The sequence below is a fragment of the Frankia sp. CcWB3 genome, assembly GCF_977927595.1.
The window spans coordinates 1-21,680 of record NZ_CDWRCK010000040.1 but is presented as its reverse complement, the minus strand read 5'-3'; the positions used below and the strand labels follow the sequence as shown (position 1 = coordinate 21,680).

The 21,680-nt window shown below is 72.0% G+C and carries 17 protein-coding genes and 3 pseudogenes; 17 read left to right on the top strand and 3 right to left on the bottom strand.

The features are described 5' to 3' along the window. Positions 1 to 165: 165 nt before the first annotated feature. Together ACY5KJ_RS05410 and ACY5KJ_RS05405 are read right to left on the bottom strand one after the other, a co-directional pair. A complete protein-coding gene (locus ACY5KJ_RS05410) occupies positions 166 to 1,452 on the bottom strand; it encodes a cytochrome P450 (RefSeq protein WP_462187725.1) in 1,287 nt (428 codons plus the stop codon). 44 nt (positions 1,453 to 1,496) lie between these two features. Further along, positions 1,497 to 2,709, bottom strand: a pseudogene (locus tag ACY5KJ_RS05405) (cytochrome P450). Positions 2,710 to 3,004: 295 nt separating this feature from the next. On the opposite strand from ACY5KJ_RS05405, the gene ACY5KJ_RS05400 reads away from it, so the two are divergent. Together ACY5KJ_RS05400 and ACY5KJ_RS05395 are read left to right on the top strand one after the other, a co-directional pair. Next, the gene (locus ACY5KJ_RS05400) at positions 3,005 to 3,790 is read left to right on the top strand and encodes a class I SAM-dependent methyltransferase (protein ID WP_462202904.1); all 786 of its coding nucleotides are present in this window, start codon (positions 3,005 to 3,007) and stop codon (positions 3,788 to 3,790) included. 290 nt (positions 3,791 to 4,080) lie between these two features. Beyond that, the gene (locus tag ACY5KJ_RS05395; RefSeq protein WP_462187721.1) at positions 4,081 to 4,677 is read left to right on the top strand and encodes a TMEM165/GDT1 family protein; all 597 of its coding nucleotides are present in this window, start codon (positions 4,081 to 4,083) and stop codon (positions 4,675 to 4,677) included. Between the two features lie 218 nt (positions 4,678 to 4,895). Here ACY5KJ_RS05395 and ACY5KJ_RS05390 read toward each other — a convergent pair whose 3' ends face one another. Continuing rightward, on the bottom strand, positions 4,896 to 5,684 hold the full coding sequence (locus tag ACY5KJ_RS05390) for a dienelactone hydrolase family protein (RefSeq protein WP_462187720.1): 789 nt from the start codon (positions 5,682 to 5,684) through the stop codon (positions 4,896 to 4,898). Between the two features lie 288 nt (positions 5,685 to 5,972). Between ACY5KJ_RS05390 and ACY5KJ_RS05385 the strand changes: the two genes are divergently transcribed. From ACY5KJ_RS05385 to ACY5KJ_RS05315, 15 genes and pseudogenes are all read left to right on the top strand, one after another. Then, a complete protein-coding gene (locus ACY5KJ_RS05385; protein WP_462202903.1) occupies positions 5,973 to 7,178 on the top strand; it encodes a hypothetical protein in 1,206 nt (401 codons plus the stop codon). A 10-nt stretch (positions 7,179 to 7,188) separates the two neighbouring features. After that, a complete protein-coding gene (gene pafA / locus ACY5KJ_RS05380) occupies positions 7,189 to 8,547 on the top strand; it encodes a Pup--protein ligase (RefSeq protein ID WP_462187718.1) in 1,359 nt (452 codons plus the stop codon). 14 nt (positions 8,548 to 8,561) lie between these two features. Beyond that, positions 8,562 to 9,251 carry an FKBP-type peptidyl-prolyl cis-trans isomerase gene (locus tag ACY5KJ_RS05375; RefSeq protein ID WP_462187717.1) on the top strand — a complete coding sequence of 230 codons (690 nt, stop codon included), beginning with the start codon at positions 8,562 to 8,564 and terminating at the stop codon, positions 9,249 to 9,251. 169 nt (positions 9,252 to 9,420) lie between these two features. After that, on the top strand, positions 9,421 to 9,897 hold the full coding sequence (locus ACY5KJ_RS05370) for a helix-turn-helix transcriptional regulator (RefSeq protein WP_462187716.1): 477 nt from the start codon (positions 9,421 to 9,423) through the stop codon (positions 9,895 to 9,897). After that, positions 9,869 to 9,961: pseudogene (locus ACY5KJ_RS05365) on the top strand (WYL domain-containing protein); the annotation flags it as partial. The gene ACY5KJ_RS05370 and the pseudogene ACY5KJ_RS05365, both read left to right, overlap by 29 nt. After that, positions 9,955 to 10,476, top strand: a complete 522-nt coding sequence (locus tag ACY5KJ_RS05360) for a WCX domain-containing protein (RefSeq protein ID WP_462187715.1) — start codon at positions 9,955 to 9,957, stop codon at positions 10,474 to 10,476. The pseudogene ACY5KJ_RS05365 and the gene ACY5KJ_RS05360, both read left to right, overlap by 7 nt. 55 nt (positions 10,477 to 10,531) lie before the next feature. Next, positions 10,532 to 11,499: pseudogene (locus ACY5KJ_RS05355) on the top strand (helix-turn-helix transcriptional regulator). Positions 11,500 to 11,509: 10 nt separating this feature from the next. Then, on the top strand, positions 11,510 to 11,725 hold the full coding sequence (locus ACY5KJ_RS05350) for a hypothetical protein (protein WP_462202902.1): 216 nt from the start codon (positions 11,510 to 11,512) through the stop codon (positions 11,723 to 11,725). A gap of 336 nt (positions 11,726 to 12,061) precedes the next feature. Continuing rightward, positions 12,062 to 12,367: a Sec-independent protein translocase subunit TatA gene (gene tatA / locus ACY5KJ_RS05345; RefSeq protein WP_462187712.1), complete on the top strand. Its 306-nt coding sequence runs from the start codon at positions 12,062 to 12,064 to the stop codon at positions 12,365 to 12,367. Between the two features lie 76 nt (positions 12,368 to 12,443). Further along, complete coding sequence (tatC, locus tag ACY5KJ_RS05340) at positions 12,444 to 13,493, top strand: twin-arginine translocase subunit TatC (protein WP_462187711.1); 1,050 nt, start codon at positions 12,444 to 12,446, stop codon at positions 13,491 to 13,493. 106 nt (positions 13,494 to 13,599) lie between these two features. Next, positions 13,600 to 16,677, top strand: coding sequence for a DEAD/DEAH box helicase (locus ACY5KJ_RS05335; RefSeq protein ID WP_462202901.1), 3,078 nt, complete (start codon positions 13,600 to 13,602; stop codon positions 16,675 to 16,677). A gap of 21 nt (positions 16,678 to 16,698) precedes the next feature. Continuing rightward, a complete protein-coding gene (locus tag ACY5KJ_RS05330) occupies positions 16,699 to 17,715 on the top strand; it encodes a cobalamin biosynthesis protein (RefSeq protein ID WP_462202900.1) in 1,017 nt (338 codons plus the stop codon). Continuing rightward, a complete protein-coding gene (locus ACY5KJ_RS05325) occupies positions 17,712 to 19,262 on the top strand; it encodes a cobyric acid synthase (RefSeq protein WP_462188502.1) in 1,551 nt (516 codons plus the stop codon). The genes ACY5KJ_RS05330 and ACY5KJ_RS05325 overlap by 4 nt, the downstream gene beginning before the upstream one ends. A gap of 157 nt (positions 19,263 to 19,419) precedes the next feature. Beyond that, positions 19,420 to 20,364 (top strand): ABC transporter ATP-binding protein, encoded by a 945-nt coding sequence (locus tag ACY5KJ_RS05320; RefSeq protein ID WP_462188501.1) that lies wholly within the window; start codon positions 19,420 to 19,422, stop codon positions 20,362 to 20,364. Continuing rightward, positions 20,361 to 21,599: an ABC transporter permease gene (locus tag ACY5KJ_RS05315; protein ID WP_462202899.1), complete on the top strand. Its 1,239-nt coding sequence runs from the start codon at positions 20,361 to 20,363 to the stop codon at positions 21,597 to 21,599. The genes ACY5KJ_RS05320 and ACY5KJ_RS05315 overlap by 4 nt, the downstream gene beginning before the upstream one ends. Positions 21,600 to 21,680 lie beyond the last annotated feature (81 nt).

Below are 21,680 nucleotides of genomic sequence, written 5' to 3'. Positions count from 1 at the left end.
GCATCAAGATGATCAAACGGCAGATGTTCGGCCGCGCCAGCTTCGGCCTGCTCCGCAAACGGGCCCTCCTCACCCGATGATCACCGGCGGGCCAGAAGAATCACAAGATCAGCGACAGATCCAGATCCAGATCCGCTTCACCCTCACCGGCGAGCACCTCGCGGCCTACGTTGGCACCTGACCGAGGACACCGGCGTGCTGTTCGAAGCGGACCGGGAAGCTGGCGATGCCGCGCAGGACGAGGTTCCTACGGTAGGCGAGGTCGTCCGTGAGCGGCGTCATCGTGATCCCTCTCCGGATGAGCTCGTGCAGCACCATCTCCATCTCCAGGCGGGCGAGCGGCGCGCCGAGGCAGTAGTGGATGCCGAGGCTGAACGTGAGATGACGCTTCGCGGGCGTCTGGCCCGCGTACCGGGTGATGTCGAACCGCTCGGCGTCAGGGAACGCCGCCGGATCCCGGTTGGCCGAGCCGAAGAGCAACACGACGCCGTCACCGGCCTGGAACGTGTGCCCGGCGAGTTCCGTCCGCTGGTGGGCGAGGCGGGTGGTCATGTGCACCGGCGAGTCGTAACGCAGCATCTCCTCGACGGCGGGCTCTGCCAACCGCGGGGTGGATCGGAGCAAGGCGTACTGGTCGGGGTGGCGGATCAACGCCAGGATGCCGTTGGCGACCAGGTTGACACTTGTCTCGTGCCCGGCTACCAGCAGCGTGACGCAGGTCGCGAGCATCTCGTTCTCGGTCAGGACGTCGCCCTGCTCCTCGACGGCGGCGAGCTCGCTGATCAGGTCATCGGCCGGTTCGGCGCGACGCCGGGTGATGAGGGCACGGAAGTAGGCCACGAAGTCGCGGGCGGCCTGGGAGCGTGCGTCACGTTCCTCGGGCAAGAGGAGCGGGTCGGGGTCGAACCCGCGGGCGAGCGTCCCCGACCAGCGCTGAAGGTCCGGATGGTCCTCGGCCGGCGCGCCGAGCAGCTCGGCGATGATGGTGAGCGGCAACGGGTAGGCCAACGCGGTAATCACGTCGACCTCGCGGGCCTCGACGATCGCGTCGAACAGGTCCGTGACGAGTTGCTCGATGCGGGGCCGCAGGTTGGCCACCGTGCGCGGGGTGAACGCCTTGCTGACCAGCCCGCGCAGCCGGGTGTGGTCGGGCGGGTCCATCCAGAGGAACGAGGTCGGCAAGTCAAGGGTGTCGACGCCGGGATGGAACAATTCGGCCTCGTGGGCGTGACTCCAGGTGTTGTCCTGGAGAACGGTCGCGCAGTCCTGGTAGCGGGTCACCAGGTGTACGCCCAGCGGAGTGGGAAAAAGCGGTTCGGCCTCGCGGGCCGCGGCGTACCGGGGATAAGGGTTGGGCCAGTGCTCGGGATCGAACGCATCGAAGACGACCCGCGGCACGCCGGCGCGAGGGGCGGTGACGTCCGGTTCGGCACCCGTTTCGTTCACGCTCATTGGTCTCCCTGGAATGCGGTGGGCCGGGCGTCGTGGGCGGTCGGTCAATCCCGAAGGCGGACCGGAAGGGTGTCCAGCCCGTGGATGGCGACCGTGTTGCGCCAGACGGGTTCGTCGGTCAGTGACAGCCCGGGGGCGCGGCGCAGGAGGGTGTCCACGGCGATCTGAGTCTCCAGCCGGCCGAGATGCGCGCCGAGGCAGTAGTGGAGCCCCTCGCTGAACGAGAGGTGGCGCGGCGCGGGGGTGCGGCCGGCGAACCGGGTGATGTCCAGACGCTCCGGATCGGTGTACACGGCGGGGTCGCGGTTGGCGGCGGCGGTCAGGATGACGATGCCGTCCCCCCCGCGCGAACGTATGCCCGGCCAGCTCCCGTTCCGCCAACGCGACCCGGTGGGTGAACTGCACGGGCGGCTCGTAGCGGAGCAACTCGTCAACGGCGGGCGCCGCGAGATCGGGATCGGCAAGCCAGAGCGCGATCTGGTCGGGGTTGCGCACCATGGCCACGACACCCTTGCCGATCAGGTCGGAGACGGTCTCGTACCCCCCGATCAGCAACCCCACGGACAGCCCGAGTGCCTCCCGGCCGCTCAGCTCGCCGCGGTCCTCGGCCGCGCACATCCCGCTCAGCATGTCGTCGCGAGGATCCTCGCGCCGCTGCGCGAGTAGCGCCGCGAAGTACGCCTCGAACTCCCGCATGGCCTCCGGCCTGCGCGCCAGGCTCTCGGGCGACTGCAGGACGTCCGGATCCGTGCCGCGGACGATCTCCAGCGACCACTTCTGGACCGCGGGGTAGTCCTCGGGCGGGATGCCAAACATGTCGCCGATGAGGGTGAGCGGCAGTGGCCGCGCGAACGCCTCCATCAGGTCAACCTCGCCGGCCTCGATCGCCGCGTCGAGCAGCGCGTTGACGAGATCTTCGATCCGCTGCCGGAGCCCCTCGGTGCTGCGCGGGACGAACGCCCGTTTGACCAGCCCGCGTAGCCGAGTGTGGTCCGGCGGGTCCATCCGCAGCATCGACCCCGGCACGTCGTCGGGAGCCACTCCTGGACGGAAGGGGTTGATGCCCTCCTCGTAGCCGTGGCCCCACAGCGCGTCCGTGAAAACCGCCGAGCACTCCTCGTAGCGTGTCGCCATGAGAATACCCGGACTGATCGGGTACAGTGCGGCGAAATCGCGGACGGCCGCGTACCGCGGGTAGGGGTTGGATCGGTGCATGGGGTGAAAGGCGTCGAAGACAACCTGCGGCGCAGTGGACACGTCCACGCCCCTCTCTCGGCACGGGTGCCACAAAATCATCTCGCTGGAGTTCCGTTGATTACAGTGCCGTTGATGACAGCCTCTGCCGACTACCACGAGATGAACATTCTTCGAACCGATTCGGTCGCGATGTCGATGGAATGCTCACATAAACGCCCCGTGCGCCGCAAGGTCGTCTATGACTCGATAGGAGAAACGGATCGCCGGTGTAAACACCCGGCGAGGCGAGGAATAATCCGTGTCGGAGTCCCAGCGGACGTCGATCGACGCCATATGCGACCATGGGGGCACTGATGTGTCCACCTACGTGTTGGACCAGGGGCATCCGGACGAGCGCACCCGCCTCGAAGCGATGGCGCAGCTGTGGGACCCGGGCACCATGCGGCTCGTGGCGGCCCTGGGTATCGGCGCTGGGCATCACTGCCTCGAGGTCGGCGCGGGCACCGGCTCGGTCGCCCGGGCCCTGGCCGAGGTCGTCGGCCCCACGGGGCACGTCCTCGCGGTGGACCGCGACATCCGCTTCCTCGACCGGCTACCGGAGCCGGTCGAGGTCCGGCGCATGGACGTGATGGTCGACGATCTTCCGCACGCGCGGTTCGACCTGGTCCACGCCCGGCTCCTGATCGCACACCTCCACCCCCATCGGCGTGCGCTCCAACGGCTCGCGGCGGCGGTCGCACCAGGCGGCTGGCTTCTGATCGAGGAGGTCGATTGGACCTGCGCCGACCTGGTCGTCCCGGAGGCGCCGATACACACCGCCATGGTCCGCGCGCTGCAAGGGCTCATAGGCGAGGGTGGCGGGTTTGACGCGACCTATGGCCGCCGACTCCTCGGCGATGTGCTCAGCCTGGACCTCACCGACGAGTCCGCGCAGTACCACGGCGTTCAGTCCCGCGGCACCGGCGAGTCGTGGCTCGCCTGGCAGCTCCTCGTGGAGCGGTTCCAGGAGAGCATCATTGAAGCCGGACTGCTGACCCGGGACGAGGTGGACCAGTGGTGGTCCCTCAGCCGCGACGAGAACAACCTCCTCATCAGCGCGGCGATGTTCGCCGCCTGGGCCCGGCGGTCCTGCCAGACATGATCGCTGATGGGTCTCCGGGCCGTCCGCCCGCCGGTCGTCGCGAGGTGTACCGGATCACCGCAGCCGCGTAGCGACCGGACGGATGGTGATTTCGGGACCCCGAACCAAGATTGTCAGCCCTAGCTGGCAAACGGTTCTTGTGCTGCCGCGTCCCCGCGGGGGAGTGTTTCGCGGTTCGTGAAGTCCGCGGGCCGGGTAGGATGCCGTTCGACCAGGCAGGAGCCTTCGAAGGGGTTCATCACACGCCGCCCTGCCGGGGTGGGCTGGCCCCGGGCCGGCGGGGGCTCGCCGTGGACAATATCATCATTGCAGCGACCGCCTTCGCTGTGGTCTTCCCGGCCGAGCTGCCGGACAAGACGTTCGTGGCGGCACTCGTTCTGGGTGCCCGCTGCCGGCCGCTGCCGGTTCTCGCTGGGATTTGGGCAGCGTTCGCAGTGCACGTCGGCGTCGCCACCGCCGTCGGCGGCTTGGTCGCGGCGCTGCCCCGAAGGGCTGTCGAGTTGGTCGCCGGGGCGCTGTTCTTCGTCGGTGCGGTCCTCCTCCTGCGTTCCCACCCCGCCGACCCCGCCGAACTGGAGGGGCACAAGGCCGCCGGCGTCGAGGGACCCGCCGCGAGACGCGTATGGGCCGAGGCGTTCGGTGTTGTCCTCGTCGCCGAGTTCGGTGATCTCACCCAGATTCTCACCGCCACCCTCGCGGCCCGCTACCACCGCCCGATTCCCGTCGGCGTCGGCGCGTTGCTGGCCCTGTGCACCGTCACTGGGCTGGCTGTCGCCTTTGGCCACTTCCTGCTGCGGGTCGCTCCGCTGCGCCGGGTCCAGCAGTTCGCCGCCCTCGTTCTGCTCGGCCTTTCCATCTCCACTATGGTGGACGTCCTGCGCGGGTAAGGGAGATCCCTGGTCGGCGGCCGACACGCCGCCTGCGTGCGCGGGCTCCGGTCGGCGGTGCGCCCAGGCCCACTGGTCGCGAGCCGGTGGCACCGCAACTCAGCGTGGTGGCGGTGCGGGGGACCGGGTCGGAAGCCGACCGGAGTGACCTCTGGGCGCCGTGCGGGTGATGCTCGCGATGTCGATGGTGGCGATCTTCGATTGGCCGGCCGGGCGCCTCAGCGGGGGCGGACGTGCCGGTCGAGGAAGGCGAGTGCCCGTGACCAGGCGTCGGCCGCGGCGACCGGGCGGTAGACCGCCTCCCGGTCGTCGCTGTGGAAGGCGTGGCCGGCCCCGGCGTAGCTGACCAGCTCCGTCGGGGCGCCCGAGCGTGCGGCCGCGGCCCGTAGGGCGGCGATCTCGTCGGTGGAGATCAGGGCGTCTTCCTCGCCGTAGAGGCCGAGCCACGGCCCGCGCAACGACGGTGCCGCCTCCACCAAGGCGGGGATGCCGGGCCAGTACGGTGTGCTGACCCCGCCGCCGTAGAACGACACCGCCGCGGCGAGGGGGTGCCGGGTGGCGGTGTGCAGCGCGACCGTGCCACCCATGCAGAAGCCGATGACTGCGCTCCGCTCGGCGGGGAAGCCCGCGTCGAGGAGGTGCCCGAGCGCCGCGTCGATGTCGGCGTCGATGCCCGCGCCGGACAGGGTGCCCATCGTCGACGTGGCCGCGGCCCAGCCGTCGGCCGGGTCCACCTCGTCCAGCCCGTCGCGGTGATACAGGTGCGGGGCCACGGCGAGCCAGCCGGCACCGGCGAGCCGGTCGCAGACGGAGACCAGGTACGGCGTGATGCCTCGGGCGTCCTGGACGACGACCATGCCGCCGCGCGGCGGGTCCTCCGCGGCCGGGGCGAGGACTGTGAGCGGCAGCCCGCCGCGGCCGCGGACGACCTGCGCCCGCAGCCGGGCCCTGTCTTCGCCGTGATGTCGTGTTCGATGGGACGTCGCGTCGTTCGTTCCGGTTGCCATGGCGCCATCCTTTCCGCCGGCGAGCCTTCCCGCCCGATCCGCCTGTCCTGCACCTGGTGTCTGGAACCGCCGCGGACCGGCGGGTTCACCCGGACACGCCGGGCCGCGACACGCCACCAGACAGGCCTCGACAACATGAAGGCGTCACGCTACTCCTTGTAGTGGCCTGGCGGGTGTCGCTGGACGGAGGGAGGACGCGGTGAGGCAACCACTGCCGAGGGTGGCGGCGACCTGGGGGAGCGCGGTGGACCCGGCGCACGTCGACCGGACCGTCGGAGCCCTCCTGTGGTGAGCGGGGGACGGCATCGTGGCGGCGGCGAACATGATCCTCTTCCGGGACAGCGCCCCCAGCCGGGACACTCGGCGCCGTCGCCCCCACTGGCCTCGGGCGAGACCGGCCTGCCCGGCTTGCCCGGCCTGCCCGATCCGGCCGATCCGGCTGATCCGGCCGGACGGGCGTGGGCCCGGCTCGGCGGCGTCGACGGGCTCGGCACGCCCGGTGCCCGGCGGATCGCCGTCATCACCGTCGGCATGGCCCTGCTGATGGGCGTCCTGGTCTGGCTGTACGGAACGTCCGTCACCAGCCTGCGCCCCCGGGACCTGCCGATCCTCACCGTGGGCCCGGCACCCGCGGCGACCGCGCTCGCCGACCAGATCAGCCGGGTGGAGCCGGGCGCCCTCACGGTGCGCACGGTGCCGACGGTGGCCGCCGCCGACCGTGCGCTGCGCGAGCGTGACGCCTACGCCGCGATCGTCATCGGCGGCAACGGCCTGACCCTGCGGGTCGCCTCCGCGGCGAGCCCGGCGGTCACCGAGGCGCTGACCCGGGGCATCCGGGTGTTCATGCCAGGTCTGGAGATCCCGGTGGTCGACGTGGTGGCCAACGCGCCACGGGACCAGACCGGCGGCGGGCTGGCGGCCGGTTACCTCCCGTTGACGCTGGTGATCACCGCGGCCGGCGTGCTGCTGGCGCGGATGGTGGGGTCGCGGGTGATCCGGCTCGTCGGGCTCGCCGCGCTCGCGGTGCTCTCCGGCTTCGCCGGGGCCGTCGCGCTGCAGGGGGCGTTGGACGTCCTGCCCGGGGAGTTCCTGACGACTATGGCGGTCGTGACGTTGCTGGCGCTGGCCGTCGCCGGGCCGGTCCTGGGACTCGGTGCGGTCGCGGGCGTGCCGGGTCTCGTCGCCGCGGTGCTGGTTCTGGTCGCTGGTGCCGCCCTGTCGGCGGTGGCCTCCGCACCGGAGATGCTGCCACAGCCCTGGGGCGACATCGGCCAGTTCGCGCCGCCGGGGGCGGGTGCCACGCTGCTGCGCTCGACGGCCTACTTCGACGGTGCCGGCGGTGGCCGTCCGGTACTGGTCCTCGCCGGCTGGTTCGTCGTCGGGCTGGGTCTGGCGGTCGTCGGTCGGCCCGTCCGTCCACAGGAGGGGCGAATCCGCCTCAGGGTGACATCCGGCCCGAGCGTCCCGGCGCGCCGAGGCGGCATTCGAGCATAGGGTCGCAGACGTGGACCGCCGCATCTTCGGACTGGAGAACGAGTACGGCGTCACCTGCGTGTTCCGGGGGCAGCGACGGCTGTCCCCGGACGAGGTGGCACGGTACCTGTTCCGTCGTGTCGTGTCATGGGGACGCAGCAGCAACGTGTTCCTCAAGAACGGCGCCCGCCTCTACCTGGATGTCGGTAGCCATCCGGAGTACGCCACCCCGGAATGCGACTCCGTGCCCGACCTGGTCACCCACGACAAGGCCGGGGAACGCATCCTCGAGGGCCTGCTTGTCGAGGCCGAACGACGGCTGCGCGAGGAGGGCATCGCCGGCGACATCCATCTGTTCAAGAACAACACCGACTCCGCCGGCAACAGCTACGGCTGTCACGAGAACTACCTCGTCGGCCGGCACGGCGAGTTCTCGAAGCTCGCGGACGTGCTGGTGCCGTTCCTGGTCAGCCGGCAGATCCTGTGCGGCGCGGGCAAGGTGCTGCAGACCCCGCGGGGCGCGGTGTACTGCATCTCCCAGCGCGCCGAGCACATCTGGGAGTCGGTGTCCTCGGCGACCACCCGGTCCCGGCCGATCATCAACACCCGTGACGAGCCGCACGCCGACGCCGAGCGGTTCCGGCGGCTGCACGTGATCGTCGGCGACTCGAACATGAGTGAGACGACCATGCTGCTCAAGCTCGGGGCGACCGACCTGGTGCTGCGCATGATCGAAGCCGGCGTGATGCTGCGGGACATGACCCTGGAGAACCCGATCCGGGCGATTCGCGAGGTCAGCCACGACATGACCTGCCAGCGCAGGATCAAGCTGGCCAACGGGCGTGAGGTCAGCGCGCTGGACATCCAGCGGGAGTACTACTCCAAGGCGGTCGAGTTCGTGGAGCGCCGCGGCGGGGACGAGGTCGCCAAGCGGGTGCTCGACCTGTGGGGCCGCACCCTGCTCGCGATCGAGACCGACGACCTCGAGCTTGTCGCCCGTGAGATCGACTGGGTGACGAAGTACGTGCTCATCGAGCGGTTCCGGCACAAGCACGGGCTGTCGCTGGCCTCGCCGCGGGTCGCCGAGCTCGACCTGAAATACCACGACATCCACCGTGACCGGGGCCTGTACTACCGGATGGAACGGGCTGGTCTGGTCGAGCGCGTCACCCGTGACCTCGACGTCTTCGAGGCCAAGTCACGCCCCCCGCAGACCACCCGGGCCCGGCTGCGCGGCGAGTTCATCAAGCGCGCCCAAGAGAAACGCCGGGACTTCACGGTCGACTGGGTCCACCTGAAGCTCAATGATCAGGCTCAGCGTACGGTCCTGTGCAAGGACCCGTTCCGTTCCGTCGACGATCGGGTCGACAAGCTCATCGCCAGTATGTGAGGACTCGAGCCCCTGTGATGTTCGTGCCGCGACGCGCCGGCGTCGTCCTGCCCTTCGCGTCAGCCCGTTCCGGCTCGCGTGGCAGCGGCCGTCGGCCGTCCGCCACCCGCCGGCACCTGCTCGCGGGTGCCGTGCTGCCCGCCGTGCTGCTCGCCCCGCTCCTGGCCGGCTGCGGCGCCTCCGACGCCCCCGACGGCACCAAGGCGGCGCCGGTGCCCTCCCGGACGGCCGTCGACGGCACCTCCGGGCGGGTCCCCGCGGTCGCGGGTGCCACCGACCTGAGCCGCAAGCCGATCTCCGCGGCGGGCTGGGGGACGGCGCCGGCCACGCTGGTCACCACCGATCTCGTGACCGGTCACGGCGCGGTCGCCTCCGCCACCAGCACCGCCACCGTCCGGTACGTGGGCGTGCTCTGGCGCGACGGCAAGGAGTTCGACAGCAGCTGGGCGCGGGGCCAGCCGGCGACCTTCCCGCTGGACGGCACGATCGCCGGCTTCGGGCAGGGCATCGACGGGATGCGCGTCGGCGGCCGCCGCCAGATCATCATCCCGCCCGACCTCGGGTACGGCCCGGTGGGGGGACGTCCGCCGACGATCCTCGCCGACGACACTCTGGTGTTCGTGGTGGACCTGATCGCGGTCGACGGGGCCACGCCGGGCGTCGGGGCTACGTCGGGCGTCGGGGCCGGCGCCGGCCAGCCGTAGCCCACCGGCCCTCACCCGGCCCGGCCGTGGGTGGCCCGGTGGGCGCGACCGGTGCGCCAGCGGTGGGGCGGGGACGGGGTGGTGCGTGGCCGGTGAACTCCGGCGGCTACCCTTTGCGGGTGTGTCCCGGCGACGGGTGGAGCGGCTCCTCAACCTGACGATGTGCCTGATGGCGACATCGCGCTTCCTCACCGTGTCCCAGATCGGCGAGCTGGTGGAGGGCTACGAGCCCGGGCGCACCGAGGAAGAGCAGGACGCCTTCCGGCGGATGTTCGAGCGGGACAAGGCGTATCTGCGGGAGATCGGCATCCCCCTGGAGACCGGCGCGGACTCGGCGTTCAGCAACGAGATCGGCTACCGTATCCGCCGCGGCGACTACGCGCTGCCCGACATCGCCCTGGAACCGGACGAGGCCGCGGCTTTGGCTGTCGCCGGCTCGCTGTGGTCGAGCACGGCGCTCGCCGGGCCCGCCGCCAGCGCCCTGCGCAAGCTCGCCGCGGGCGGGGCCGCGGTGATGTGGTGGCGGGCTCGGCGTGCTCGACGGCTTCGAACCGCGGGTCGATGCAACCGAGCCGGCCTTCGAGCAGCGCCTCGCGGCGGTCCAGGCCGGTCGGACCATCCGCTTCCCGTACCGGAAGGTCGGTGAGACGGACTCCGCCGACCGGCACGTCGAGCCCTGGGGTGTGCTGTCCTGGCGGGGGCGGTGGTACCTCGCCGGGCACGACCTGCACCGTGGTGCGGCCCGGGTGTTCCGGCTGTCCCGGTTCACCGGCCCGGTGCGCATGGTCGGACCGGCCGGCGCGGTCCAGGTCCCGCCAGGGGTCGACCTGCGGGCGATGGTCTCGGCGCAGGCCCCCCGGACCGCTTCCGGACCGCCACGCTGGCGGTCCGCCGGGGCAGCGCGCACGCGCTGCGACGGTACGCCCGCCCGGCGGCGTCGCCGTCGCCGGGCGACGCCGATCCGTCGCCGGACACGAATCCACCGCCGGGCATGGATCTGCTGGAGATGGATTTCGCCGACACCGAACAGCTCGCCCGGTGGATCGTCGGATCGGGTCCGGACGTCGTCGTCGTCGACCCACCCGAGCTGCGCGCGGCTGTGGTCGGTCGGCTCCGGGCGGCCATCACGGGCACCGCCGCCACGCTCGCGGGCACCGCCGCCCGCGGCGTGGCGTTCCCACCTGCGGGGGTGCGCCGCGACGAACGCCCGGTGAGCGCCCGATGATCCGCCGTGCGGTGCCCGCCCCGGTTCATCGTCCGGCGCTCGCTCCGGGCACGCGGTGAGCGCCGCCACCGACCGGCTGAGCCGGCTGCTCGCGCTCGTCCCCTGGTTGCGGGCGCATCCCGGGATCTCCCTGACCGAGGCGGCGGTGGCCTTCGGGGTCACCCCCCGCCAGCTGCGCGACGACCTCGACCTGCTGTTCGTCTGCGGCCTGCCCGGCGGCGCGCCCGGGGACCTCATCGACCTGAGCTATTCCGGTGATCAGATCACCGTCGTCGATCCGCAGACTCTCGACCGGCCGCTGCGGCTGTCGGTCGACGAGGCGACGGCCCTGATCGTCGCCGCCCGCGCGCTCGCCGACGTGCCCGGCCTCGCCGGCCGCGAGGCCCTGGACCGGGCGCTGGAGAAGCTGGAGGAGGCGCCGGCACCGCCGCCGTCGGCCAGGTACGCGTCACCCTCGACGTCCACGACGAGGTCCTCGCGGTGGTGCAGCGGGCGCTGCGGGACCGCCGACGGGTGCATCTGCGCTACCTGGTTTGGTCCCGCGACGAGCTGACCGAGCGCGACGTCGACCCGATGCGGGTGCTGGTCCAGGACGGCCGCTGGTACCTGGAGGGATGGTGCCACCGGGCGGAGGCGGTGCGGCTGTTCCGGCTGGACCGCATCGACGGGCCGGGCGGGGTGACGATCCTCGACGCCCCGGCGGTCCCGCCGCCGGGTACGGTGTCCCGCGACACCAGGGAGGGGATCTACCGGCCCGGCCCGGCGGACGTGCGGGTCGTGCTGGAGCTGGCGTCCCCGGCCCGGTGGGTGGCCGACTACTACCCGGTCACCGAGGTGCGCGAGCTGCCCAGCGGACGGCTCGAGGTCACGCTGTACGCCGGGGAGACCTCCTGGCTGCACCGGCTGGTCCTCGGCCTCGGGGCCGACGTGCGGGTGGTCGAGCCGCCGGCGCTCGCCGAGGAGGTGCACGCCTTGGCCCGCCGGGCCCTGCTCGCCTACGGGCTCACGCCGACCGCCGAGTAGGGTGATCGGTGTGCTCTGGGCGCTCCTCTACCTCGTCCTCATCGTCGGCGCGCTCGCCCTGCTGGCGCTCAGTGCGTGGCGGGTGTGGCAGAAGATGCGCGCGGTGCGGGCCGCCACGACGGAGCTGTCCGCGCGGGTCTCGGCCCTGGCCTCGGACACCGCGGCGCTCGCGGCGCGGCTCGACCACGTCGAGGTCAGCGCGCGGCTCGCCGAACGCACGTCCTGACCGGATCCGCTTGACCGGATCCGTGGTCCCCGTGTGATCCGCCGGGAGTGACCGTCGCGTGACGTCGATCGTGCCATATGGTCTTGTGTTGCCACAATCCAGGACTTCCGGCTTGACGAGGTAGCGATCGGTGATGATTTGGGGTTTCTGGTGTCGTTGTGGACACGCTTTGCCCGCCGAGTGCTACGAGCTATCGTGCAGGTTGGCTTCGTTGCGCATCCGTCATCTCCGGGATACCCGCACGCCGTCTATCCCCTCTTAGGCTGGCGGACGTAGCATCGATCGCACCGGTCGTCGGACCGGGCCCGGTACCGCGCTCATCGGAGGACGCCGACCATGCCAAATCTGGGCACCACCGAAATCATCATCATCGCCCTCGTCGTTCTGGTGCTGTTCGGGTCGAAGAAGCTTCCTGACGCCGCGCGTTCCTTCGGTCGTTCGCTGCGCATCTTCAAGGCCGAGACAAAGGGCCTGCGCGAGGATGACCAGCCCGCGCCCGCGGCGCAGCCGGCCCCGTTGTCGATCGAGGCCCGGCCGCCGGTGGCCCAGCCGCAGGCCGCCGCGCCCGGTCAGGCCCCCGCCTCGTCCGTGAATGCCACCGCGTCCGTGAACGGCACCGCCTCGGCCGCCGACCGGGGCTGACCTCACGGCGGTCCCACGGCCTGTCGGGCGTCCGCCGGCGCCCCTTCCTCCTTCCTCTCGACCAGGAGCCGCCGACGTGCCAGGGTTGCCCACGCCGCGAAGGCTCGTCGCATCGGTGAACCACCGCCGCACGCGTACTGTCGAGGACAGTCGCATGCCGCTCACCGAGCATCTGCGTGAGCTGCGCAACCGCGTCGCCATCGCGCTCCTCGCGTTCGCGGTCGCCAGTGTCGTCTGTTTCATCTTCGAGCCGCGCATCTTCGACTGGCTCAAGGCGCCGTACTGCGACCTGCCGGCGAGCAAGCGGTTCAGCCCGGATGGCCTGGCAGCGGACGACTGCACCCTGTACTTCTTCGGCATCCTCGACGCGTTCACCATCCGCCTGAAGATCTCTATGATCGCCGCGGCGGTGGTCTCCTCGCCGGTGTGGCTGTATCAGCTCTGGTCCTTCATCACCCCTGGTCTGCACCGTCACGAGCGGCGCTGGTCGCTGACCTTTGTCGGCGTCTCCCTCGCCCTGTTCGCCACCGGCGGGGTCTTCGCCTACCTGACGTTGTCGACCGGGCTGGGTCTGCTGCTCGGCTTCGGCGGCAACGGGCTGGTCAGCGTCCTGGACGGCAACCGGTACCTCAGCTACGTCCAGGCGATGCTGCTGATCTTCGGACTGTCATTCGAGGTTCCGCTGCTCGTCACGATGCTGAATCTGGCCGGGATCATCAGCACCGCCAAGTTGCGGTCCTGGCGGCGGGCCGAGATCTTCCTGGTGTTCGTGTTCGCTGCGATCGTCACCCCCAGCCAGGACCCGTTCACCATGCTCGCGCTGGGCCTGCCCATGGTGGTCCTCTACGAGGTCGCACTGATCATCGGCTGGCTTAACGACCGGCGGGTGGCCCGCCGCGGGGACACCTCCCCGTACACCGACCTGGACGACGACGAGACCTCCCCGCTGGACTTCGACGACGCCCCGCCCCGCTCGGCGGCCTCCGCGGGCCCCGCGGCGACGGCCACGTCGCCCGGCACGGCGGACCCGGCCGGCACCGGGTCGTCGACACCCGTCGGCGCGGGGACGGCCCCCGTCGCCCCGGGCTTCTCGGGTACCGACGTCACCCACGGCGACATCACCTGACGGGCCTACGGCGACATCACCTGATGATCGTCGGTTCCTCCCCGGCCGGTCGGGACCGGCGTAAACCGGTCGGCTGCCGGCCGTCGCGTCCCGTAGGGTGGCTGATGTGTCCTCCACGCCCGAGATTCTTGTGGAGTTCGCCGCTGGCCTCCCCTTCGGGCTCGACCCGTTCCAGTTCGAGGCGGTTGCGGCGCTGGCGGCCGGTGAAGGGGTGCTCGTCGCGGCCCCGACGGGAGCGGGTAAGACGGTCGTCGGCGAGTTCGCCGCCCATCTCGCCCTGCGCACCGGGACGCGTTGCTTCTACACGACGCCGATCAAGGCGCTGTCGAACCAGAAGTACGCCGATCTCGTCTCCCGCTACGGCGCCGCCTCGGTCGGCCTGCTGACCGGGGACACCTCCCGCAACGGCGACGCCCCGATCGTGGTGATGACCACCGAGGTCCTGCGCAACATGCTCTACGCCGGCCCGGCCGACAACGGCCGGCTGGACGACCTCGGCTACGTCGTCATGGACGAGGTGCATTACCTCGCCGACCGCCAGCGCGGCGCCGTGTGGGAGGAGGTCATCATCCATCTGCCGGCGCAGGTCCGGCTGGTTTCCCTGTCCGCGACGGTGAGTAACGCCGAGGAGTTCGCCGAGTGGCTGGTCACGGTGCGCGGCCACACCCGGGTCATCGTCAGCGATCATCGCCCCGTTCCGCTGTGGCAGCATGTGCTCGCTGACCGCACCCTGTACGACCTGTTCCTCGAGGACACTCCTGGCACCCCGCCGCCGGGCGGACCCGCGGCACTTCGTGCCGTCCTGGACGATGATCTCGCCCGGTCGAGGTGGAGCGCCGGGGTCGAGGCCGGGAACGCCGGGGTCGAGGCCGGATTCGAGGTAGCCGGCACCCGGCGCGCCACCATCGGCGATCGGGACCGCGGCGATCGGGACCGCGGGCGGGAGCGGGAGCGGCCCGGCGGGCGGGACCGGGGCGGTAACCGTAACGGCGAACGGGGCCGGGACACCCAGAGGGGTCGCGGTGGCGACCGTGGTCGCAATGGGGGTGCCGGCCGGGCGCTCGTGGCAGACTTCCCCGCGGCCCGTGGTGGTCCGACGGCGGTCGGTGGACGAGTGGTGAACCCGGACCTGCTGCGGCTGGCCCGCGAGGAGAGCCGGGCGCTGTCGGGGGGCTATCCCACGGTCGGCCGCGGCCGGGGGGCGGCCGGCGCGCGCCGGCGGACGTGGGTGCCGGGCCGGCCGGAGGTCGTCGAACGGCTCGACCGCGACGGCCTGCTCCCCGCGATCGTCTTCGTGTTCAGCCGGGCCGGCTGCGATGCGGCGGTCACCTCCTGCGTGCGTGCGGGTCTGCGGCTCGTCGGCCCCGCGGAGCAGCAGCGGATCCGGACCCTGGTCCGGGAACGCACCGCCGGGATCCCCGAGACCGACCTCGCCGTGCTCGACTACTGGGCGTGGCTGGAGGGGCTGGAACGCGGCATCGCCTCCCACCACGCCGGCATGCTGCCAACCTTCAAGGAGATCGTCGAGGAGCTGTTCGTCCAGGGGCTGGTCCGGGTGGTTTTCGCCACGGAGACCCTGGCACTCGGCATCAACATGCCCGCCCGCACGGTCGTGCTGGAGCGGCTGACGAAGTTCAACGGCGAGAGCCGCGTGAACATCACCCCAGGGGAGTACACCCAGCTGACGGGCCGCGCCGGGCGGCGCGGCATCGACGTGGAGGGCCACGCGGTCGTCCTGTGGCAGCCGGGGCTGGACCCGCTCGCGCTCGCGGGGCTGGCCTCCACGCGGACCTATCCGCTGCGCTCGTCGTTCCGGCCGTCGTACAACATGGCCGTCAACCTGGTCGGCAGGCTCGGGCGGGAGCGGGCACGTACCGTGCTGGAGTCGTCGTTCGCGCAGTTCCAGGCCGACCGGGCCGTGGTGGGCCTGGCCCGGGCGGTGCAGCGCAACACCGAGGCGATCGACGCGAAGCGCGAGGCGTTGAGCTGCGACAAGGGTGACATCGGCGAGTACGACCGGTTGCGCCGGGAGATCGCCGAGCGGGAGGCCGCGCTGTCGCGGGAGGGTTCCGCGCGCCGGCGGGCCGAATCCGCGGCGGCGCTCGCCCGGCTGCGGACCGGGGACATCGTGCGGGTGCCCGCCGGGCGGCGCAGCGGGCTCGCCGTCGTGCTCGACGCCGACGCCGCCGCGAGCGCCGCCGACGGCCCGCGGCCGGTGGTGCTCACCGCGGACAGGCAGGTCCGCAGGCTGTCCCTGACTGACTTCCCGGTCGCCGTCGAACCGCTCGGCCGGGTCCGGGTGCCGCGGTCGTTCAACCCGCGCTCGCCGCAGTCGCGCCGGGATCTGGCCTCCTCCCTGCGCGCCGCCGACGTTAACCCCGATGCCCCTCCGGGCCGGCGGGCCAGGGTCCGTTCGGCCGCGGCGGACGACGCCGAGCTCGCCCGGCTGCGTCGGGCCCTGCGCGCCCATCCGGTGCACGACTGCCCGCGCCGCGAGGAGCACCTGCGTTCCGCCGAGCAGGTCAACCGGCTGGTCAAGGAGACCGCCGCGATCTCGCGGCAGGTGGAGGGCCGGACGAACACGGTCGCGAAGACGTTCGACCGGGTCCGTGCCGCGCTCGAGGACCTCGGCTACCTGGACGGGGACAGCGTCACCGCCGCCGGGCGGGTGCTCGCGCGCATCTACTCGGAGCAGGACCTGCTCGTCGCCGAATGCCTGCGCGCCGGCATCTGGGACGATCTCACCCCGCCGGCGCTGGCCGCCGCCGTGTCCACGCTGGTGTTCGAGCCGCGCGGCGACGACGCCGGCGTCCCGGCGCTGCGCGACTGCCTCGCTGAGATGGTCCGGTTGTCGGAGCGGCTCGCCGAGGCCGAGCAGGCCCACCGGCTCGCGTTCCTGCGCCCGCCCGAGCTCGGATTCGTCGCCGTCGCGCACGACTGGGCCGCGGGCCGCGCGTTGGAACGGGTGCTGACCGACAGCTCCGTGGAACTGACCGCCGGCGACTTCGTCCGGTGGATGCGCCAGCTCATCGACATCCTTGACCAGATCGCGCAGGTCGCCCCGATGGTGCAGCCGGACCCGGGTGCGCCGGGTGCGCCGGACGGCGCGCGGGTGCGCCGGACCGCCCGGGCGGCGATGGACGCCGTCCGGCGCGGGGTCGTCGCTTACGCGATGAGCGTCTGAGCCATGGTCCCTTCCCGTGCCATGGTCCCTTCCCGCGCGGTGCGCGCGCTCGGTCTGGTCCTCGGCGCCGTGCTGGACGGGCTGCTCGCCGACCCGGCGCGGCTGCATCCGGTCGCCGGGTTCGGGCGGGCCGCGTCCCGGCTGGAGAACCGGCTCTACCGGGACGGCCGGGCGGCCGGATCGCTGCACACCGCGGTGCTGCTCGCCGCGGTCGCCGTGCCCGCCGTCGCCGCTGAACGCGCCGCTGAACGCGCCGTCGCGCTCACGGCGGCGGTCACGTGGACCGTCCTCGGTGGCGCCTCGCTGCGCCGTCAAGGCCGACGCCTCGGCGAGGAGCTGCGCGCCGACGATCTCGCCGCGGCCCGGGAACGGCTCCCGGCGCTGTGCGGACGCGACCCGGCGTCGCTGGACGCCGCCGGGATCGCCCGCGGCGCGATTGAGTCCATCGCCGAGAACACCTCCGACGCGCTGGTCGCCCCACTGTGGTGGGGGGCGCTCGCCGGACTGCCCGGCCTGGTCACCTACCGGGCGATCAACACCCTCGACGCGATGATCGGGCACCACAGCCCCCGGTACGAACGCTTCGGCTGGGCGGCGGCGCGCCTCGACGATCTGGCGAACCTGCTCCCGGCGCGGGTGTGCGCGCTGGTGACCTGCGCGTGCGCCCCGGTCGTCGGCGGTTCGGCGGTCGACGCGTACTGGGTCATGCGCCGGGACGGCCGGTCGCATCCCAGCCCCAACGCCGGGATGGTGGAAGCCGCGTTCGCCGGGGCGCTGGGGCTGCGGCTCGGGGGAGAGCTGCGCTACCCCTACCGCGTCGAGCACCGGCCGGAGCTCGGGTTCGGCCGGCGGCCGCAGGGCGCGGACGTCGCTGCCGCGGCCCGGTTGTCCGCGGCGGTGAGCGTGGTGTGTGTCGCGCTGACGGCGGCGGTTCCGGTGGCGCGGCTGGTCGCCTCCGTCCTGACCTCGCGGGTGGGCCTCGGCCTCGGTACCGGATCCGGACGCTCTGGATTCGGGGGGAGGGAGCGCGGCCGGTGAGCGGGGGACTGTTGGTCGCCGGGACCGCGTCGGACGCCGGCAAGAGTGTGCTGACCGCGGGGATCTGCCGGTGGCTGGCGCGGGAGGGGGTGCGGGTCGCCCCGTTCAAGGCGCAGAACATGGCGTTGAACTCAGCGGTCACCGCCGACGGTGCGGAGATCGGCCGGGCCCAGGCGATGCAGGCAGTGGCGGCCGGTGTGGAACCGGAGGCAGCGATGAACCCGGTGCTGCTCAAACCGGGGGGTCAGCGGCACAGCCAGCTTGTCGTGCTGGGCCGCCCGGTCGCCGAGGTCGACGCGCTCGGCTACCGCCCGTACAAGGAACGGCTGGCCGCGATCGTCCTGGAGTGCCTGGACGACCTGCGCGGCCGGTTCGACGCGGTGATCTGCGAGGGGGCCGGTTCCCCGGCGGAGATCAACCTGCGCTCGACCGACATCGCCAACATGGGCCTGGCGCGCGCCGCGAACCTGCCGGTGATAGTGGTCGGCGACATCGACAAGGGCGGGGTCTTCGCCGCCCTGTTCGGCACGCTGGCCCTGCTCGATGCGGCCGACCAGGCGTTGGTCGCCGGCTGGGTGATCAATCGGTTCCGTGGCGACGCCCGGCTGCTCGAACCCGGGCTGCGCCAGATCGAACGGCTCACCGGCCGGCCGGTGCACGGCGTCGTCCCCCGGAAGGCGGGGTTGTGGCTGGACGTCGAGGACTCCCTCGACCTCGCCGCCTTCCCCGATGCCGAGCCCCAGCCCGATGCCGAGCCTTCCCCCGGGCCCGGGACAGCAGTCGGGTCGCACGCCGGTCGGCGGGAGGTGCTGCGGGTCGCCGTCATCCGGCTGCCCCGGCTGTCGAACGTGACCGACATCGACGCGTTGCGCGCCGAGCCCGGGGTCGCGGTGCGCCTGGCCACCCGATCGGACGAGCTCGTCGACGCCGACCTCGTGATTCTGCCGGGCACCCGTTCCACCGTCGAGGACCTGCGCTGGCTGCGTCGCCGCGGTCTCGCCGCGACCCTCGCCGAGCGCGCCGCCGCCGCCCGCCCGGTGCTGGGTATCTGTGGCGGCTACCAGATGCTCGGCCGTCGCATCCGTGACGACGTCGAATCGGGTGCGGGTGAGGTCGAGGGTCTCGGCCTGCTCCCGGTCATCACCACGTTCGACCCGGTGAAGCTGCTCGGTCGCCGCGCGGCCACCGATGCCGCCGGCCGGCCGCTGACCGGCTATGAGATCCGGCACGGGCGGCTGACCGTCGAGGACCATCCGGACGGCGCCCCGTTCGCCGCGGACGGGGTGCGCGTCGGCGCGGTCGCCGGCACGAGCTGGCACGGAGTGCTGGAGAACGACGCGTTCCGTCGCGCCTATCTCGCCGACGTGGCCACGGCCGCGGGGCGTTCGTTCGTCCCGGCGTTCACGCGTTTCGCCGATGTCCGGCAGCGCCGCCTCGACGCCCTCGGTGACCTCGTTGCCGACCATCTCGACACCGGCGCCCTGCGCCGCCTGCTCGCCGAGGGCACACCCGCCGGCCTGCCGTTCGTTCCTCCGGGCGCACCCTGATAATCAACGGTGTTGACATCGTCGCACCGTATAAAATCAATCATGAAAACCACCGCCAATAGCATCTGGTGGAGAGAATCTCCTTGCCGGAGAAGCCCGTGGCAGGGGCAACGGTTGACCGTTACCCGGAACGCCGTGGAGTGGAAAGGTGGTGCAGGTGGGCGACGGACGGCTCGAGATCGACGGGGTGTCGAAACGGTACGGCGACGTCGTCGCGTTGGAGTCGATGACGTTCGAGGTGCGGGCCGGCGAGCTGTTCGGGTTCGTCGGCAGCAACGGTGCCGGGAAGACGACGGCGATGCGTATCGCCCTCGGGGTGCTCGCGGCGGATTCCGGGGTCGTGCGTTATGACGGCGTTCCGCTGACGTTGCGTACCCGCCGCCGGATCGGCTACATGCCGGAGGAGCGCGGCCTGTACCCGCGGATGCGGGTGGGTGAGCAGCTCGTCTACCTCGCGCAACTGCACGGAATGGGGTTGGCGGCGGCCCGTCGCGCAGTGGCGCGGTGGACCGAGCGGCTGGGGGTGTCCAGCCGGTTGGACGACGAGGTGCAGAAGCTCAGCCTCGGTAACCAGCAGCGGGTGCAGCTGGCCGCCGCGCTCGTGCACGATCCGGTCGTCCTGATACTCGACGAGCCGTTCTCCGGATTGGACCCGGTGGCCGTCGATGTGATGAGCGAGGTGCTGCGGGAGCGTCGCGCCGCCGGGGTTCCGGTGATGTTCTCCAGCCATCAGCTCGATCTCGTCGAGCGGTTGTGCGACCGGGTCGGGATCGTGCGGGCGGGCCGGATAGTCGCCTGCGGTTCGGTCGACGAGTTGCGCGCGGGCGGTGATCTGCAGGTGGTGGTGGACGCGCCGACGGCGCCGCCGGGCTGGGCCGACGGGATACCGGGGGTCGTCGTGCGTCACCGGGACGGGCCGCGGACGGTGCTGGGCCTCGCCGCGGGTGCCGACGACCAGGCGGTGCTGCGCGCAGCGCTGGCCACGGGCCCGGTGCGGGAGTTCCGTCGTCGCCGGCCGTCGCTGACCGAGCTGTTCCGTAACGTCGTCGTGCAGGCCGGGCAGCAGCCGGGGAGTGGGGCGTTCCCGGAGAACGCGGCGTGAGCGTGCGGGGGCCGGATGACGCGGCGCAGGGGTCGGGCCGGGTGATCCGGCTGATCGCCCGGCGGGAGATCGTGACGAGGACCAGGTCGCGGGCCTTCCAGATCACCACGGGGCTGTTCGTCCTCGGGATCGGCGCCATGGTGGTGCTGATGTCCCTGACCGGCGGCTCGTCGGCGAGCCGGATCGCGTTGACCGCGGTCGACTCCCGGCAGGCGGCGACGGTCGAGGCTGCGGCCCGGTCGCTGGGCGAGGACGTCGAGGTTCGTGCGGTGGCGGATCGGGCGGCCGGCGAGCGGGCCGTGCTCGACGGTGACGTCGACGCGTTCGTCCGCGTGGTTGCGGCCTCTGGCGCGGCGGGGAACGCCGTCTACCGGGTGGTCGTCAAGAAGGAGCTCGGCGACCGGCTGGCGTCGGTGTTGAGTCTCGCCGCCCGGCAGGTCGCGCTCGAGCGCCAGGTCGTGGGGCTCGGTGGTGATCCGGCCGTCGTGGGGCGAGCCGTGTCCGCGGCCACGGTCCAGGTCAGCGCCCTGCGGCCGGCCTCGGAACGGGACGGGGCCCGGCTGCTGCTCGGCCTGCTCTCCGGCGGGCTGATTTACCTGTCTCTGCTGATCTTCGGCCCGGCCGTGGCGCAGGGGGTGATCGAGGAGAAGACCAGCCGGGTGGTGGAGCTGCTGCTGGCGACGGTGCGCCCGTGGCAGCTGATGGCCGGCAAGGTTATCGGGATCGGCGCCGTGGCTCTCGGTCAGTTGACGCTGATCGGGGTGATCGGCGTGTCGTTGGGCCTGGCGACCGGGCAGCTCGACATCCCAGCCGGGATCGCGATCGGATCGGTCGCGCTGGCGCTGCTGTGGTACCTGCTCGGGTTCGCCGTGTATGCGCTGCTGTTCGCGGCCGCCGGGGCGCTGGTGTCCCGGCAGGAGGACGCCGGCGGGGTCACGGCGCCGATGATCTTATTGATCATCGTCCCGTACGTGCTGGGCATCTCGGTGCTTCCGGGGTCGCCGGACAGCGGCCTTATCCTGGCGCTGGCGATGATTCCGCTGTTCGCGCCGGTCCTGATGCCGATGGTGATCGGGATCGGCAGCGTGGCGGGGTGGCAGGTGGTGGTCGCGATGGCGCTGACGCTCGCGCTGATCGGGGCCCTGGTCTGGCTGGCCGGGCGGGTGTACGGCAATGCGGTGAAGCGCGGCGGGACTCGGGTGCCGATCCGGGAGGCGCTAGGGACCTCGGCATGACTCGGCGTCTGGTCGGTACCATCCGGGACGGGCGGGTCCATCGGACATCGACCGGGACACCGGACACGCCGGGACCCGGGG